General features: G+C 65.1%; 14 protein-coding genes. All 14 read right to left on the bottom strand.

Going from position 1 to position 16,608, the window contains the following annotated elements:
* Window positions 1-197: 197 nt before the first annotated feature.
* Entirely contained in the window at window positions 198-695 is a 498-nt protein-coding gene (nrdR, locus tag D3I60_RS02685; RefSeq protein WP_025777954.1) for a transcriptional regulator NrdR, read from the bottom strand.
* A gap of 2 nt (window positions 696-697) precedes the next feature.
* On the bottom strand, window positions 698-2,008 hold the full coding sequence (gene hisD, locus D3I60_RS02690) for a histidinol dehydrogenase (protein ID WP_262774617.1): 1,311 nt from the start codon (window positions 2,006-2,008) through the stop codon (window positions 698-700).
* A 71-nt stretch (window positions 2,009-2,079) separates the two neighbouring features.
* Window positions 2,080-5,589 (bottom strand): DNA polymerase III subunit alpha, encoded by a 3,510-nt coding sequence (gene dnaE / locus D3I60_RS02695; protein ID WP_440588553.1) that lies wholly within the window; start codon window positions 5,587-5,589, stop codon window positions 2,080-2,082.
* Window positions 5,590-5,828: 239 nt separating this feature from the next.
* Window positions 5,829-6,752 carry an RluA family pseudouridine synthase gene (locus D3I60_RS02700; RefSeq protein ID WP_262774619.1) on the bottom strand — a complete coding sequence of 308 codons (924 nt, stop codon included), beginning with the start codon at window positions 6,750-6,752 and terminating at the stop codon, window positions 5,829-5,831.
* Entirely contained in the window at window positions 6,745-7,281 is a 537-nt protein-coding gene (locus D3I60_RS02705) for a signal peptidase II (protein ID WP_262774620.1), read from the bottom strand. The genes D3I60_RS02700 and D3I60_RS02705 overlap by 8 nt, the downstream gene beginning before the upstream one ends.
* 124 nt (window positions 7,282-7,405) lie before the next feature.
* Complete coding sequence (locus D3I60_RS02710) at window positions 7,406-8,209, bottom strand: DivIVA domain-containing protein (protein WP_181271717.1); 804 nt, start codon at window positions 8,207-8,209, stop codon at window positions 7,406-7,408.
* A gap of 304 nt (window positions 8,210-8,513) precedes the next feature.
* Window positions 8,514-8,813, bottom strand: a complete 300-nt coding sequence (locus D3I60_RS02715; protein WP_101546294.1) for a YggT family protein — start codon at window positions 8,811-8,813, stop codon at window positions 8,514-8,516.
* A 93-nt stretch (window positions 8,814-8,906) separates the two neighbouring features.
* Window positions 8,907-9,425, bottom strand: coding sequence for a cell division protein SepF (locus tag D3I60_RS02720; RefSeq protein ID WP_101546293.1), 519 nt, complete (start codon window positions 9,423-9,425; stop codon window positions 8,907-8,909).
* Between the two features lie 78 nt (window positions 9,426-9,503).
* Window positions 9,504-10,262, bottom strand: coding sequence for a peptidoglycan editing factor PgeF (gene pgeF / locus D3I60_RS02725; protein ID WP_262774621.1), 759 nt, complete (start codon window positions 10,260-10,262; stop codon window positions 9,504-9,506).
* A gap of 1 nt (window position 10,263) precedes the next feature.
* Complete coding sequence (gene ftsZ / locus D3I60_RS02730; RefSeq protein WP_262774622.1) at window positions 10,264-11,451, bottom strand: cell division protein FtsZ; 1,188 nt, start codon at window positions 11,449-11,451, stop codon at window positions 10,264-10,266.
* Between the two features lie 270 nt (window positions 11,452-11,721).
* Window positions 11,722-12,477, bottom strand: a complete 756-nt coding sequence (locus D3I60_RS02735) for a cell division protein FtsQ/DivIB (protein WP_262774623.1) — start codon at window positions 12,475-12,477, stop codon at window positions 11,722-11,724.
* Window positions 12,478-12,482: 5 nt separating this feature from the next.
* Window positions 12,483-13,898, bottom strand: coding sequence for a UDP-N-acetylmuramate--L-alanine ligase (murC, locus tag D3I60_RS02740; protein ID WP_262774624.1), 1,416 nt, complete (start codon window positions 13,896-13,898; stop codon window positions 12,483-12,485).
* Window positions 13,899-13,900: 2 nt separating this feature from the next.
* Window positions 13,901-15,001: a UDP-N-acetylglucosamine--N-acetylmuramyl-(pentapeptide) pyrophosphoryl-undecaprenol N-acetylglucosamine transferase gene (locus D3I60_RS02745; protein ID WP_262774625.1), complete on the bottom strand. Its 1,101-nt coding sequence runs from the start codon at window positions 14,999-15,001 to the stop codon at window positions 13,901-13,903.
* A 1-nt stretch (window position 15,002) separates the two neighbouring features.
* Complete coding sequence (gene ftsW, locus D3I60_RS02750) at window positions 15,003-16,607, bottom strand: putative lipid II flippase FtsW (protein ID WP_262774626.1); 1,605 nt, start codon at window positions 16,605-16,607, stop codon at window positions 15,003-15,005.
* Between the last annotated feature and the right edge of the window lies 1 nt (window position 16,608).

The raw sequence follows: 16,608 nt of genomic DNA on the forward strand, positions 1-16,608 counted from the left end.
GCCGTCAGGTAGTAATTAAGGGGTGAATGTGAAAGGCCGCTTGGGTTCGGCTTCCCCTCCGAACCGCAAGCGGCCGCGCGCCGTAGCGCGCACGTTCAATACTACACAACTATTTCTGTACCGCGGTACTCGAAACGAAGATTTCTGACAGAAATCTCAGCAGTCTCAGGATCCGGTCGACGGGACCCCCGAGCAGCTCAGTCGGCGAAGTCGTCGGGGGTGGGTTCCCGAGTCTGACCGGACTGCAGCAACGCGTCGGCGCGCAGCGAATCGATCGCCGCCTCGAAGTCCTCGAGCGAGTCGAATCCCTGGTAGACGCTGGCGAATCGCAGGTAGGCGACCTGGTCGAGTTCGCGCAGCGGTTCGAGGATCGACAGTCCCACCTCGTCGGCGTCGATCTCGGCGATTCCGCGCGACCGGATGTTCTCCTCCACCCGCTGAGCGAGCTTCGCGAGATCATCGTCGCTGACCGGACGTCCCTGGCAGGCCTTGCGCACACCCGACATGATCTTCTGACGGGAGAACTCCTCGGTGACTCCGGAGCGTTTGATCACCGACAGGCTCGTGGCCTCCATCGTGGTGAAGCGGCGACCGCAATGACGGCACTGACGGCGCCGGCGGATCGCAGCGCCGTCTTCGCTGGTCCTCGAATCGACGACCCGCGAATCGGACTCACGGCAGAACGGACAGCGCATCTCTACTCCTCGAACCTGATGTCGACAGCCCGGCCGTGGGCAGGCAGCTGTTCGCCGGCGGCGAGAACACCGATGTGTTCTGCCACCGCGGACAGTGCTTGCCGGTTATAGTCGATGACCTGGCTGACCTTGATGAATGAGTGCACACCCAGTCCCGAGCCGTGAGCAGCGGTGCCCATCGTGGGCAGCACGTGGTTCGACCCGGCACAGTAGTCACCGAGTGACACCGGAGACCAATCGCCGAGGAAGACAGCGCCCCCGTTCGTGATCCGGGCCCCGACCGCCTCCGCCTCGACCGTGTGGACCTCGACGTGCTCACCGGCATAGCCGTTGACGACGGTGATCCCGGCATCGAGGTCGTCGACGAGCACGATCGCCGACTGCCTTCCGGCCAGAGCCGTCCCGATCCGCTCGGTGTGCATCGCCTCCGGCACCTGCACGTCCAACTCCCTCTGCACCGCTTCGGCGAGATCGACGGAGTCGGTGACCAGCACCGAGGCGGCCAGTTCGTCGTGTTCGGCCTGACTGATGAGGTCGGCGGCGACGAAGCGCGGATCCGCCTGTTCGTCGGCGAGGATGATGATCTCTGTGGGGCCGGCGACCGCGTCGATGCCGACCCGGGAGCGGACGAGCGACTTCGCCGCAGCCACATAGGCGTTCCCGGGACCGGTGATGAGGTCGACCGGCTCGAGGTCCTCACCGTCGTCGAAGCCATAGGCCAATGCGCCGATCGCCTGTGCCCCGCCCATCGCCCAGACCTCGTCCACGCCGAGGATGTGTGCGGTGGCGAGCACGATCGGGTGCGGCAGACCATTGCTCTGCGGTGGGCTGGCGATCGCCAGCGAGCGTGCACCGGCCATTTGTGCTGGCACGACGTTCATGATCACCGTCGACGGGTAGACGGCCAGTCCGCCGGGCACATAGAGTCCGACCCGTTCGACCGGCAGGTGACGGGTGGTGACGAAGGCGCCGGAGGCCAGTTCGGTGCGGACATCGACGGGACGCTGATCGGCAGCGACCTTCCGGGCGCGGGCGATCGATTCGTCGAGCGCGGCCCTGACCGCGGGATCGAGTTCTGCCGCAGCATCGGCCAGCGCGGATTCCGGTACCCGCAGCGTTTCCGGGCGCACTCCGTCGAAGCGTTCGGTGAAGTCCTTCACCGCGGCCGCTCCCCCACCGGCGACGGTGTCGAGGAGTTCAGCCACCCGTCGTTCGATATCGGCATGGGTCTCGGCGGCCCGAGGCAGCTTCTGCGCCAGGAATCGCTTGTTGAGGGTTTCACCACGGAAGTCCAGAATGTTCACCCGCATCATTCTAGTCTCCACAGCAGCACCGCTCTCCTCCGGCCCGAAGTGCGGACGAGGGCGGGCTCGGCGTTCGCGCCTCAGACGCTCAGGCAGCGGGATCCCAGCAGCGCCTTGAGGTCTCCGTAGAGACTCGGGTTCGGGTCGACTCGGATCGACCGGTCGAGGCGCATCACCGTCTGCCGTCCCGGCTGGGACAAGGTGATGTGGACATCGGTCTGGCCCTTGTTGGATTCGAGGATCTGCTTGAGTTTCGTTGCCATCTCCTCGGTCGCCTTCTCCATCGGCATGATGAGGTTGAGCGGCCGATCGTTGGGATCGGTGACATCCGGAATCGTCATCGACATCGCCATCAGCGAGGTCGGACGGTCATCGGAGGTGCGGATGCGCCCGGTCAGTGAGATCACGAGGTCGGTCGCCAGGAGGCTCGCCACCGGTTCGTAGGTGTCGCCGAAGAACATCACTTCGATCTCGGCTTCGAGGTCCTCCAAGGTCACGATCGCATAGGGACGCCCGGAGTTCTTCGACACCTTGCGGGTGACCTGCGTGATCATTCCGCAGACCTTGATCTGGGATCCGTCATGACGGTGCGACTCCGGATCGACCACCTCGGCGATGGAGGCATCGGATTCGGCGGCCAGCACGCCTTCGAGCCCGTTGAGCGGATGATCGGAGACGTAGAGGCCGATCATGTCGCGCTCGAAGGACAGCTTCTCCTTCTTCTCCCACTCCGGACGATCGGGAATTGTCACGGAGAATCCGGGTGAGTCGTCTCCCCCGCCGAGCCCGGCGAAGAGATCGAACTGACCGTTGGCTTCCTGCCTCTTGACGCCGATGACCGAGTCGACGGCCTCCTCGTGGACTTCGACGAGTGAGCGGCGGCTGTGGCCGAGCGAGTCGAAGCCGCCGGCCTTGATGAGCGATTCGATCGTGCGCTTGTTGCACACATGGCTGGGCACCTTGTCGAGGAAGTCCGTGAACGAGGAGTAGGAGCCCTTCTCTCCGCGGGCCTCGACGATGCCCTCGACGACGTGGGCGCCGACGTTGCGCACCGCTCCCATGCCGAAGCGGATGTCCGTACCGACAGGGGTGAAGTGGAGAGCGGATTCGTTGACGTCCGGAGGCAGCACGGTGATTCCGAGGCGACGGCACTCGTTGAGGTAGATCGCGAGCTTGTCCTTGTTGTCACCGACCGAGGTCAGCAGGGCCGCCATGTATTCGGCCGTGTAATGCGCCTTGAGATAGGCGGTCCAGTAGGAAACGACACCGTAGGCGGCCGAGTGCGCCTTGTTGAACGCGTAGTCCGAGAACGGAAGCAGGATGTCCCACAGGGCTTGAGCGGCGGCTTCGGAGAAGCCGCGTTCCTTCATTCCGCCGAAGAAGCCGACCTGCTGCTTGTCGAGCTCAGACTTCTTCTTCTTGCCCATCGCGCGGCGGAGGATATCGGCCTGGCCCAGCGAATAGCCGGCGACCTTCTGCGCGATCGCCATCACCTGCTCCTGGTAGATGATGAGGCCGTAGGTGGTATCGAGGATCTCCTTGAGCGGCTCCTCGAGCTCCGGGTGGATCGGGGTGACCTCCTGCAGACCGTTCTTGCGCAGGGCATAGTTCGTATGCGAATCCGCACCCATCGGACCAGGGCGGTAGAGCGCCAGGGTCGCGGAGATATCCTCGAAGTTATCCGGCTTCATCATCCGCAGCAGGGCACGCAGACCGCCGCCGTCGAGCTGGAACACGCCGAGGGTGTCACCGCGGGTCAGCAGCTCGTACGCCGCCGGATCGTCGAGGGCAAGGTGCTCGAGGTCGAGATCGAAGTCCCGGTTGGCTTTGATGTTCTCCACCGCGTCGGAGATGATCGTGAGGTTCCGCAGCCCCAGGAAGTCCATCTTGATGAGCCCGAGGCCCTCAGATGTCGGATAGTCGAACTGGGTGATGACCTGACCGTCCTGGAACCGACGCATGATCGGGATGACGTCGATGATCGGGTCCGAGGACATGATGACACCGGCGGCATGGACGCCCCACTGACGCTTCAGCCCTTCCAGACCTTTCGCGGTCTCGAAGGTCTCTCGGGCCTCCGGATCGGAGTCGACGAGTTCGCGGAACTCCCCTGCTTCCTTGTACCGCTTGGACTCCGGGTCCTCGATGTCCTTGAGCGGAATGTCCTTGGCCATCTCCGCGGGCGGCAGCGCCTTCGTCAGCCGCTCACCCATCGAGAAGGGTTTGCCGAGCACACGCGCGGAGTCCTTCAGCGCCATCTTCGTCTTGATCGTGCCGTAGGTGACGATCATCGCCACACGCTCGTCGCCGTACTTCTCGGTCACATAGTCGATGACCTCGCTGCGGCGACGATCATCGAAGTCGACGTCGAAGTCGGGCATGGACACACGGTCCGGGTTGAGGAAGCGCTCGAAGAACAGTCCGTGCTGCAGCGGATCGAGGTCGGTGATGCGCATGGCGTAGGCGACCATGGAGCCGGCTCCCGAACCACGGCCGGGTCCGACCCGGATGCCGTTGTCCTTCGACCAGTTGATGAAGTCAGCGACGACGAGGAAGTAGCCGGGGAAGCCCATCGAGATGATGATGTCGAGTTCGTAGTCGGCCTGCCGGCGGACGTCGTCGGGAACGCCGTTCGGGTACCGGTAGTCGAGTCCCTTCGCAACTTCCTTGATCAGCCACGAGGTCTCGTCCTCACCGGGAGGGCACGGGAACTTCGGCATGTAGTTCGCCGAGGTGTCGAAGGAGACTTCGCACTTCTCGGCGATCTCGAGGGTGTTGTCGCAGGCTTCGGGGAATTCCTTGAACAGGGTCCGCATCTCTGCGGGGGTCTTGAGGTAGTAGCCGGAACCGGAGAAGGCGAATCGCGAACCGCCCTGATCGTAGGTGGGTTCGATGAGCTTGGAGCCGGACTGGATGGCCAGCAGCGCTTCATGTGCCTTCGCATCCGATTCGTGCGTGTAGTGGAGGTCGTTGGTGGCGACCAGCGGAATGTCGAGTTCCTTCGACAGCCGGATGAGGTCCTTCGTCACTCGCTTCTCGATGGACAGACCGTGGTCCATGAGTTCGACGTAGTAGTTGTCCTTGCCGAAGATCTCACGGTATTTCCCGGCGGCCGCCTTGGCCTCTTCGTACTGTCCCAGACGCAGCCGCACCTGCACCTCTCCCGACGGGCAGCCGGTGGTGGCGAGGAGTCCGTCGGAATAGCTCTCGAGCAGATCCTGGTCCAGTCGGGGCCATTTCGCCGTCACCGAGTCCAGTGAGGCATACGACGATGCCTTGAACAGGTTGCGCATGCCTGTGTTGTTCCGAGACAGCAGGGTCATGTGCGTGTAGAGACCGCCGCCGGAGAGGTCGTCGCTCTTCTGCGATTCGTCAGTGCGCCACTTCACGCGGGTCTTGTCCCGACGGTCCGTGCCGGGGGTGACATAGGCCTCGACGCCGATGATCGGTTTGATTCCGGCGGCTGTCGCCTGCGACCAGAAGTCGAAGGCGCCGAACAGGTATCCGTGGTCGGTCGTGGCGATCGCGGACATTCCCGATGCCTTCGTCGCCGCCATCAGATCGGCGAGGCGGGCCGCACCGTCCAACATGGAGTATTCGGTATGGACGTGGAGGTGGACGAAGTCCTCGTTCGGCACTGGGCGCCGCCTTCCTGAAGTTGCCGGTGTTGCCGTTCCAGCTTAGTCCATCGGCACCCGCGCGGAGTCTTCCCGAGACTGTTGTTCCGGGCACTTTACGACGAGGCTCCGGTTTGTGCGGGTCCCGTCGGCGAGTCGCTCAGCAGTCAGTCTCCGACTCAGTCGGGCAGCGGCAGCGCGTGGCCGGGGCGTCAGTTCGGCCGGATGCGGTCGAGCGCAGTCTGCAGGTCCTCGGGGTAGCCGCTTTCGAATTCGACCCACTTCTGCGTGTCGGGGTGGTGGAAGCCGAGTTTGACGGCATGCAGCCATTGGCGTTCAAGACCGAGTTCCTTCGCCAGCACCGGATCGGCGCCGTAGGGCAGGTCGCCGACGCAGGGGTGTTTGGTGGCGGAGAAGTGGACGCGGATCTGGTGGGTGCGTCCGGTCTCCAGGTGGACCTCGACGAGTGCGGCACGGCGGTGAGCTTCGATCACCTCGTAGTGGGTGATCGCGTTCTTGCCTTCGGTGCGCACTGCGTAGAGTCCGTCGTGCTTGGGGTGGCGGGCGATCGGGGCATCGATGGTGCCGAGCACTGGATCTGGCAGTCCCTGCACGACCGCATGGTAGGTCTTCTCCACCGTGCGTTCCTTGAAGGCGCGTTTGAGCACGCTGTAGGCGTATTCGCTCTTCGCCACGACCATGAGCCCCGAGGTTCCGACGTCGAGCCGCTGCACGATGCCCTGGCGTTCAGAGGCACCGGAAGTCGCGATGCGGAATCCCGCAGCGGCGAGCCCGCCGACGACGGTGCGTCCGGTCCAGCCGAGAGCCGGGTGTGCTGCCACACCGACGGGCTTGTCGACGACGACGAATGCGTCCTCGTCGTGGACGATGCGCATTCCCGGCACGGGGTCGGGCACGACCTCGAGGGGCTTCTTCGGTTCGGGCATCATGATGTCGAGCCGTTCGCCGGCGATGACGCGATCGGACTTGATGACCGGACGCCCTGACATCTCCACTCCCCCGTCGGCGCAGATATCTGCGGCGGCGGTCCGGGAGAGGCCGAGCAGCTTCGACATCGCAGCGTCCACGCGCTGACCGTCGAGTCCCTCGGGGACGAGGATGGAGCGTTCAGTCATGAGAGTCCTCTTTCACGCGGGTGGAGTCCGATCCGTCGATGTCGATGCCTCTGAGACTGACGATGACCAACGTCACCGCAGCAGCAGAGATCGCAATGTCCGCGACGTTGCAGATGAACAGCGACAGATCGATGAAGTCGACGACGGCTCCGTGCAGGAATGCGGGTTCACGGAAGAGCCTGTCGACGAGGTTGCCGAAGAGTCCGCCCAAGAGCAGACCGAGACCGATCGCCCAGGCTCTCGAGCCGAGCTTGCGCGAGATCACGAGGATCGCGACGAAGACGCCGATGGCGATGATCGGGAAGATCCACGTCACGCTCGAGCCGAGGCCGAGGGCGGCTCCGGGATTGCGATAGAAGGTGAACCCGGCCAGCGATCCGATCACAGGCACCGGAGGCTGGTCTTCGAGGTGACCGACGGCGAGGAATTTGGTGAACTGATCGATCACGAGCACGACTGCCGCAATTGTGAACAGCAGGACCATCATGGGGGCGCGAGGTCGTTTCACCCGTGAGGCAGGATCGTTCATTTGGTTCATTCTAGACCACCGCCGAGGCCGCGGGATTCACCCGCACGACGGTGCAGTGTGCGGACACGACGGAGGCCCGGGTACTCCAAGGAGTTCCCGGACCTCGGTCGGTGATGCGCTGAGATCAGAGCTTGTGGTTCGAGGAACCGCCCAGTGGGCCGTTTCCGTCGAGGGTCTCCGGAGCCAGGCTCGTGGAGTTCTCGAGGTCACGCAGCTGATCGTTGAGGTAGCTCTTGAGTCGAGTGCGGTACTGGCGCTCGAAGTTCGAGAGCTGGTCGATGGAGCGTTCGAGCGTCGACTTCTGCGATTCGAGGGTCGACAGAGTTTCGTCGCGCTTGGACTCGGCCTTGCCGACGATGTCGGCGGCTTCCTTCTCGGCGCCCTTGATGAGCTCGTCGCGCTTGCGCTCACCTTCGGCAACATGCTCGTCGTGGACGCGCTGAGCCAGAGCGATTAGACCATGAGCGTCTCCGTCGCCGCCGACAGCAGCAGCACCGAGACCGGCACCCGCAGCTCCACCGGCAGCACCGGCGGCCATCGCTGGTGCAGCGGAGTTGTCCTGCGGAGCGGGAGCGGCTTCCTTGACGACCGGGGCCGGGGTCTCTTCGACCGGCGCCGGCGCGGCAGGTGCCTCGGCCGGAGCCGGAGCCTCTTCCTTCTCTTCGGGAGCAGGAACGGCGGCGGGCATCGCCTGAGTGGCGTCGATGTCCTGTGCCGGTGCAGCGGAGGCGCCGCCGGCTTCGAGTTCCTTCACACGCTGTTCGGCGGTGGAGAGCTTCTGACGCAGTTCGTCGTTCTCCTGGTAGAGACGGCGAATCTCAACGACGACCTCATCAAGGAAATCGTCGACTTCGTCCTGGTCGTACCCGTCGCGGAACTTCACATGCTGGAACCGCTTGTTTACTACGTCTTCAGGCGTGAGCGCCATGAGGTCACCTTCGGTCGATCTACATTCATTACGCTGCCGCCCAGAAGGACGGCTTCAACGTCACATTAGCGTAACACCTGCAGTTTTGTCCCGCAGTAATGGCGTGTCTCGCGTTCAATGACGAAGTCTTCCGCGTTCGAGGCTAACAACTCGAGCACACGGACAGCCAATTCTGGTGAGCATATTCACCATCTATCCGGTATTCGATCAGTCGAATACCCTTAATCGATCGGCACATTCTTGACGCGGTTCCCCTTATCCATTCACACTGGTTCTTCAGCGGAGAACACGGTGATGGCGGGCATCAGGCGGAGGTGTGCGAAAGGTTGAAGAACACCGACGCGATGATCTGGATGCCGATGAGCAGGACGATGAATCCCAGGTCGAGCGAGACCTGTCCCAGCCGCAGCGGCGGAATGATCTTACGCAGTAGCTTCAGCGGCGGGTCGGTGAGTGTGTACACGATCTCGGCGAGGACGAGGAGGAAGCCTGTGGGCCTCCAATCGCGGGAGAACACCTGGACCAGGTCGAGCACGACTCGCGCCAGGAGCACGTAGACGTAGAGGCTCAGTGCAGTACCGAGGATGTAGAAGATGATGGCCACGTGGGTCCCCCGCGCCTTTCGTTGTTGCTTGAGTTCTGGGGCTTCAGCCTATCGGCTCCAGCTGAGGACGAGTTGAGAGATTCTCCAGCGCACTCAGCTCTGGTTGAAGAAGCTGGCCTGAGTATCCGAATCGGCTTCGCTCTCGCCGGCGACTTCGATGTTCTCGGGGGTGAGCAGGAAGACCTTGTTCGTCACGCGCTCGATCGACCCGTGGAGGCCGAAGATGAGACCGGCGGAGAAGTCGACGAGGCGCTTGGAGTTGTTCTCGTCCATCTCCGAGAGGTTCATGATCACAGGGGTGCCCTCACGGAAGGCGGCACCGATGACCATGGCGTCGTTGTAGCTGCGGGGGTGGATGGTCCTGATGCGGTTCATTGAGGTTCCTGGCGCCGGGGTGTCTACGGGACGGATCGGTGACGGGTGGATCGGTGTCACCGGAGCCGGAGTCCGTTCCTCGGCTGCGGCCGGTTCGTCGTACTGGTCGTCCTCGTCGAAGGTCTCGACGACCTCGCGGTCCCGACGGGCGGGTTCACGACGGTCGGTGTGCTGGGTGGTCTCGTCCTCTTCTTCGACGAAACCCAGGTATTCCAGCGTCTTCTTGATTGCTGACATGTCTAAAGCTCCTCGGACTTCGGCACTTGCTCACCTGACGCCCAAACTATCGCACGCGAGCAACTGGGCAGGTGAGTCCTATGGGTGTGTCGCGGTGTTTTCTTCCTGCAGCCAGATGATCCCTGCGAAACGGCCCGTGCGCTTCTGCCTGCGGTAGGAGAAGAGGTCATCGGATTCCTTCGTGCAGGTGCGCGAGAAATGGTCGATGGTCACATCGTGCCGGCGCAGCTGCTCAGCTACGGCTCCGGCTACGTCGAGTGCCGGTGTTCCGGTCACCGACACCGAGGCGGCCGTCGGCTCGATCGCCGCGACCTCGCTCCTCAGCTCGGCTGGGACTTCGTAGCAGCGCGGACACACCGCGGGACCGATGACCGCGTGGATGCCCCGTGCGCCGGCGTCGTGCATCGCGGCCACTGTTCTGCCGACGATTCCTGCGGCCATTCCCGGGCGGCCGGCGTGGACGGCGGCGATGACACCGGCGTCGGCATCGGCGAGCATGACAGGGGTGCAGTCGGCAACCATGATCGCCAGTCCGATCCCCGGGACAGTCGTCAGTTGGGCGTCGGCCTCCACCGGGGTCTGCCGCAGCTGCGCTTCGTCGCCGATGATGTGCACATCGGTGCCGTGGACTTGGGAGACGAAAGAGAGCCGCTCGCCGCTCAGGCCGATGACCTGAGCGAGAGCGGCTCGGTTGGCTGCGACGAGTTCGTCATCGTCTCCGACGTGGCGGGCGAGGTTGAACGAGGAGAAGTCCCCGCTCGAGTATCCGCCGTGCCGGTCGGTGAAGGCGATGTGGGCGGTGCGCCCGCCCGGGATGACGAACCTCGAGCGCAGCATATTACTTGAGGAAGTCCGGGATATCGAGGTCGGAGTCGAAGTTCGAGCTGCTGCGTTCGCCCGGCAGCGAAGCGGGAATCTGGTGTTCCTCGCTGCGGCGCGGCGCAGGTGCAGGCTCGTCGGCTTCGGGGGCCTCGGCCTCGGGCTCGGCGATGACGGGCGACTCGGATTCGGTCTCGGCCGGAGCAGCAGCCGGAATCGGCGCGGGGATCTGGTCGGATCCGGCGACCTCTGCATTCGGGGAGGTGTTGTCGAATCCGGCGGCGATGACGGTCACTCGGCATTCGTCGCCGATGTTGTCGTCGATGACGGCGCCGAAGATGATGTTCGCCTCGGGGTGCGCGGCCTCCTGGACCAGGCGTGCGGCCTCGTTGACCTCGAAGAGTCCGAGGTCGCCGCCGCCGGTGATGCAGAAGAGCACTCCGTGGGCGCCGTCGATGCTGGCTTCCAGCAGCGGGGACGCGATCGCGGATTCGGCCGCCTGCACGGCGCGGTCGTCGCCGGTTGCCGCACCGATGCCCATGAGCGCGGTCCCGGCATCCTGCATGACCGACTTGACGTCGGCGAAGTCGAGGTTGATCAGACCCGGGACCGAGATGAGGTCGGTGATGCCCTGGACACCGGACCGCAGGACCTCGTCGGCGGAGCGGAATGCTTCGACGACGGAGACGCTGCGATCGGAGATCGAGAGCAGACGGTCGTTGGGGATGACGATGAGGGTGTCGACCTCTTCGCGCAGCGCCGCGATGCCGGCTTCTGCCTGCGCGGACCGACGGCGTCCTTCGAAGGTGAAGGGGCGGGTCACGACGCCGATGGTCAGCGCGCCGAGAGACCGGGCCACGCGGGCCACGACCGGGGCGGCACCGGTTCCCGTGCCGCCGCCTTCGCCGGCGGTGACGAAGACCATGTCCGCGCCCTCGAGAGCGTCGCGGATGGCGTCTTCGGAGGATTCGGCGGCCTTCTTGCCGATCTCCGGGTCTGCGCCGGCGCCGAGGCCTCGGGTCTGGTCGCGGCCGATCTCGAGCTTGACGTCGGCGTCGGAGAGGACGAGGGCCTGGGCGTCGGTGTTGATCGCGATGAACTCCACGCCGCGCAGGCCGACGTCGATCATCCTCTGTACAGCGTTGACACCGCCGCCGCCGGTTCCGGCAACTTTGATGTCCGCTCCGGATTGTGGGAATTCAGCCAAGTCGGTTCCTCGTCTCAAGCGCTTGCGCTCCGCAGGGTCTGCGTGCGCATTCGGTCTGTGTTCTCTGCCCTGAGGCTATTGGGCGGGGCAATCTCACTGCAACCATTCTCGCCGGAGTGTCGGGGTTCGGCCAAACTTCACGCTCGGTGTGTCGGGGCCAAACGGAGGCAATCGCAGCGGCTGGCCCATACGGGGCAGCTCACGGAGGCCCGGGGCGGCCGCGGCGGAGTGTTCGACACCGGCTCGGACAGACGACCGGCCGGGCGGGACTCAGTCGGTCACGGGCACCGAGGGCACGGAGACATCGATCTCGGTGCGGCCCTCGGCGGCCAGCTGGGCGGCGGTGCGCATCTTGAGGCTGGAGTCCGAGGAATCGCCGAACACGACCGTGGCTTTCTGTTTTCCGGTGTCGAGGCGTCCCTTGAGGCTCATGGCGTCCTTGGCCTCGATCGTCACCAGCTGACGCCTCAGCTCCGGTCGCAGTTCGCCCATGAAGCGGATGACCGCGGAGACGGTCTCTCTGTCCGGCTGGTGTCCGCCGCCGCTGAGCACCGTGAGCTTCTTCGGCGCAGTGTCGACCGTGCCGAGGTCGACGGCTTCTGAGTCGTATAGGCGATAGCCGGATTCGCTTCTGATGGCGATGACGGGGGTGCGATCGGTGATCTCGATCTTCAGTGCTCGGGGCCCCGCGTAGTGGACGGAGGCCGCTTCTGCTTTCGGGAATTCCTTCAGCACGGCGTCCTCGACGTTGCCGGGGCGCACCTGCGGAAGCGGTCGGCCACCCTGGTCGTCGAGGACGAAATTGCTGATCTTATCGGTGTTGAGCAGTCGACTGCCGCTCACCTGCACCTTCTGCAGGGACAGCAGGGGTGAGAACCAGGCGACGGCGACGAGGGCGATGAGCGCGGCCACGATGCCGATGGCGGTGAGGCGTCGTCGCCAGGTCTTGAGGCGGCGGGCTCGGATGACTCCGGTGAGATCCGCGGTGGAGTTGTCACCGGCCTGGGCCGGGGGAAGCGGCACCATGGGCGTCAGCCCTCCAGCGCGCTCAGCAGCTCGGGCCCGAGGATGGTCACGTCGCCGGCACCGACAGTGAGCACGAGGTCTCCGGGCTTCACACGAGCCGCGACGAAGGGGACCGCCTCGGCGAAGGACTCCAGGAAGGTCACGTTCTCGTGCGGGACCCGGTCGGCGATGAGCGCGCCGGTGACTCCGGGCACGGGGTCTTCGCGCGCGGGGAAGACGTCGAGGACGACGACCTCATCTGCCAGGCCGAGTGCCTGTCCGAATTCCTCCCGGAATTCCATCGTCCGTGAGTACAGGTGGGGCTGGAAGACGGCCCAGACCCGTCCCCCGTCGGTGACGACTCCGCGGGCGGCGCTGAGCACCGCGCGCACCTCGGTCGGGTGATGGGCGTAGTCGTCGATGACCCGCACGCCGGCGGCGATTCCGCGTTCTTCGAAGCGGCGGCGGGTGCCTCCGTACCCGGCGAGACCCGTGGCCGCGCGTTCGACATCGGCGCCGAGGCTGTGCGCGACGGCGATGGCGGCGGTGGCGTTGAGTGCGTTGTGCATTCCCGGCTGCCGCAGTTCCACTCGCAGCTCGCCGTCCCGGCCGGGCAGGTCGAGGACGAAGCTCGAGCCGATTCCGGAGTCGAGGTCACGCAGCACGATATCGGCATCCTCGGACGTGCCGTAGAGGACGACATCGGCTCCCTGGCTGCGGGAGTGCAGGGCGACGTCGTGGGAGCCGGGGTCGTCGGCGCAGGCGATGATCGTTCCGCCCCGGGCCTGGATGCCGTCGCAGAACTCGATGAAGGCTTCGCGCACCTTCTCCGGTGTTCCGTAGTGATCGAGGTGGTCGGCTTCGACGTTCGTGAGGATGCCGACGGCCGGTTCGTAGAGGAGGAACGATCCGTCGGATTCGTCTGCCTCGGCGACGAAGACGTCTCCGGTGCCCAGATGGGCGTTCGTGCCCGTCGTCGACAGCACTCCCCCGATGACGAAGGACGGGTCGACTCCGCAAGCCTGCAGCGCCACGGTGGTCATCGACGTGGTCGTGGTCTTCCCGTGGGTGCCCGCCACGGCCACGGCCCGCCGGTCGACCATGAGCGAAGCGAGCGCTCCGGAGCGGTGGAGGATGCGCAGTCCCCGGCGCTGTGCTTCGACGAGTTCGGGGTTGTCCTTGCGGATGGCCGATGAGATGACGAGGGTGTCGGCCTCGCCGAGGTTGTCGGCCGAATGCCCGATCGTGACCGTGGCGCCCAGGGTCCGGAGAACGTCGACGACGTTGGATTCCTTCGCGTCCGAACCGGAGACGGTGACTCCGTTCATGACCATGATCCGGGCGATTCCGGACATTCCCGATCCGCCGATGCCGATGAAGTGGACGGCTCCGAGTTCGCCGGCGGGAACGATGTTCGCGGGGCTCGTGTTCGCAGAGGTCATGGTCAGCCTTCCAGCGCGCGGTTGACGATGGCGGCCATGCGGGCCGCGGCATCGGTGGGGTAGTTGAGATGCAGTGCCGCCTGGCTCATCTGCGTCAGACGGGGCTCGTCGGCCAGCAGCGGCAGAATGGTGTCGACGACCGTAGACGGTGAGAATTCGGCATTGTCGACCATGAGTGAGGCACCGGCCGAGACGCTGCCGGAGGCGTTGAGGCGCTGCTCGCCGTTGCCGATGGCCAGTGGCACATAGAGCGCCGGGACTCCGGCGACTGTGGCTTCGGAGACAGTGGCGGCACCGGAGCGGGCGACGAGCAGATCGGCGACCGCATAGGCCTGATGCATTCCGTCGACATAGTCCACTACGTGATAGTCAGGCAGGTCGGCCGCGGCTTCCCTCAGCGCCTCACCCTTTCCGGCTCCCGTGATATGGAGGACCTGGATGCCGGCCTGCTGGCATGCGGCGGCGGCAGCCAGGAACGCTTCGTTGATCTTCTGTGCGCCGGAGGATCCGCCGGTCACGACGAGGACCGGACGGTCATCGCGCAGCCCGAGATCGGCGCGGAACGCCGCGCGCTGTCCTGCGTCACTGCGGTCGAGATCCGTGATCTCGGTGGGCATGGGCATGCCCACAAGGGTAGAGTTGCGCAGCTCGGTGTCCGGGAAGGTGATCCCGACGCGCCCGGTGGTGGTCAGTCGGGCGCCGAGGCGGTTGGCCATTCCCGGCTTCGCATTGGCTTCATGGACGATCAGTGGGATCTTCGCCTGTTTGGCGGCGAGGAAGGCCGGCGGGCAGACATAGCCGCCGACGCCGACGACGGCGTCGATGCTGCGGGAGGCGATGATCTGCTTGACGGCGGAGATGTTGCCGCGGAAGCGTCCCGGGAATTTCAGCAGGGCGGGGCCGATGGACCGCGGCATGGGCACCTTGTCGATGGTGAGCAGTTCGAATCCGGCGCGGGGAACGATGTCGGCCTCGAGCCCGTCGGGGGTGCCCAGCGCCACGACATCCCAATCGGGGTGCTGCCGGCGCAGTTCCCGGCCGATCGCCAGCATCGGCGAGATATGGCCGGTGGTGCCTCCACCGGCGAGGAGGATACTCGTCATCTCATTTCCTTTTCTTGCGGGCAAGCACTGCGAGTGAGGATCGCAGGCGATCCTTGTTGGCGGCGATGGCCGCCTCGGCGCCCGGCTCGGTGCGAGCGAACGACAGCACCACTCCCACGGCGAGGAGCGAGGCGATGATCGAGGAGCCGCCGTAGGACACGAACGGCAGCGGCAGACCGATGACCGGCAGCAGGCCGGTGACGACGGCGATGTTGATTCCGGCCTGGCCGATGATGAGGGCGAAGAAGCCGGCCGTGGCGACCTGCACCATGAGGCTGTTCGAGCGCATCACCACGCGGATCATGCCGAATCCGAGGACGGTGAAGATGAGGATGACGACGAGGGTGCCGACGAGGCCCAATTCCTCGCCGATGATGGCGAAGATGAAGTCGTTGTGGGCTTCGGGCAGCCAGGACCATTTCTCACGGCTGGCGCCGAGTCCGACTCCCAGCCAGCCGCCCGAGGCCAGAGAGAACAGGCCGTGGTTGGACTGCCAGGCTTGGCCCATTGTGTCCGCGGCGCTCTGATCGGCGTGTCCGGTGAGCATAGCCTGGATGCGGTCGAGACGATTCTGGGAGCTGAGGACGAAGAAGACGACGGCTGCGGCGAGGACGCTGCCGAGCAGCAGGAAGTACTTCATCGGGAATCCGCCGACGAACAGACAGACGACGGCCATGGCCATGATGACCAGTCCGGTGCCGAGGTCATTGCCGGCGACGACGAGTCCGGCGGCGGCGAGGACTCCGGGGACGACGGGGATCATGGCGTGGCCGAAGGTGGTCATCTTCCCCGCCTTCTGAGCGAGGATGAAGCCGAGCCAGACGGCGAGGGCGACCTTGAGGAACTCCGAGGGCTGAATCTGGAATCCGCCGAAGCCGATCCAGTTCGCATTGCCCTTCGTCTCCTTGCCGAGCCCCGGGATGAAGACCGCCGCCTGCATGGCAAGGCCGCCGAGGATGGCGAACCATGCGGTCCGCTTCCAGAACTGCAGCGGCATTCTGCTCGCCACGTACATGAGCACGAGGCCGACTCCGGCGAACATCGCCTGCTTGTTGAAGTAGGCGAATGAGGAGCCCGCTCCCCCGTCGTAGGAGGTGACCGATGAGGCGGAGAGCACCATGACCAGGCCGAGTCCTGTGAGCAGAACGACGGAGGCGAGGATGAGGAAGTAGGTCGTCAGCGGGTGCGCGGAGAGGCTGGAGATGTCACCGCGCAGATGGGTCCATGCCTTCTTGAGCACCGAGGCGGTCTTCACGGAGTTCTTCCCCGCGGCCTTCGCAGGCTTCTTCACGGCACTCTTCCCCGCGGTCTTCGCAGGCTTCTTCGCGGTCCCCGCCTTCGGTCTGGAGTCGCGTGCGGCAGATGTCGACCTGCCGGTTCCTGACGAGCGCCTGCCTGCGGTCGTCGTCGGCGCTGTCTTCGCAGCAGACGCTGTGCGGGCAGACTTCACGGTCCGCGCCTTCGGGGCGGTCTTGACTCCCGTCTGCTGCGGCCCACTCGTCGACCTTGAAGTGGTCGACGTCGTCGGAGCGGATGGCGAGACAGACGTCTTCGCAAGCTTGCGGCGGCGGCGTTCATCCGCCTTCGCGGTGGTCTGCCGTCCCATC

Source organism: Brevibacterium permense (genome assembly GCF_025506275.1).
Taxonomy (GTDB): Bacteria; Actinomycetota; Actinomycetes; order Actinomycetales; family Brevibacteriaceae; genus Brevibacterium; species Brevibacterium permense_A.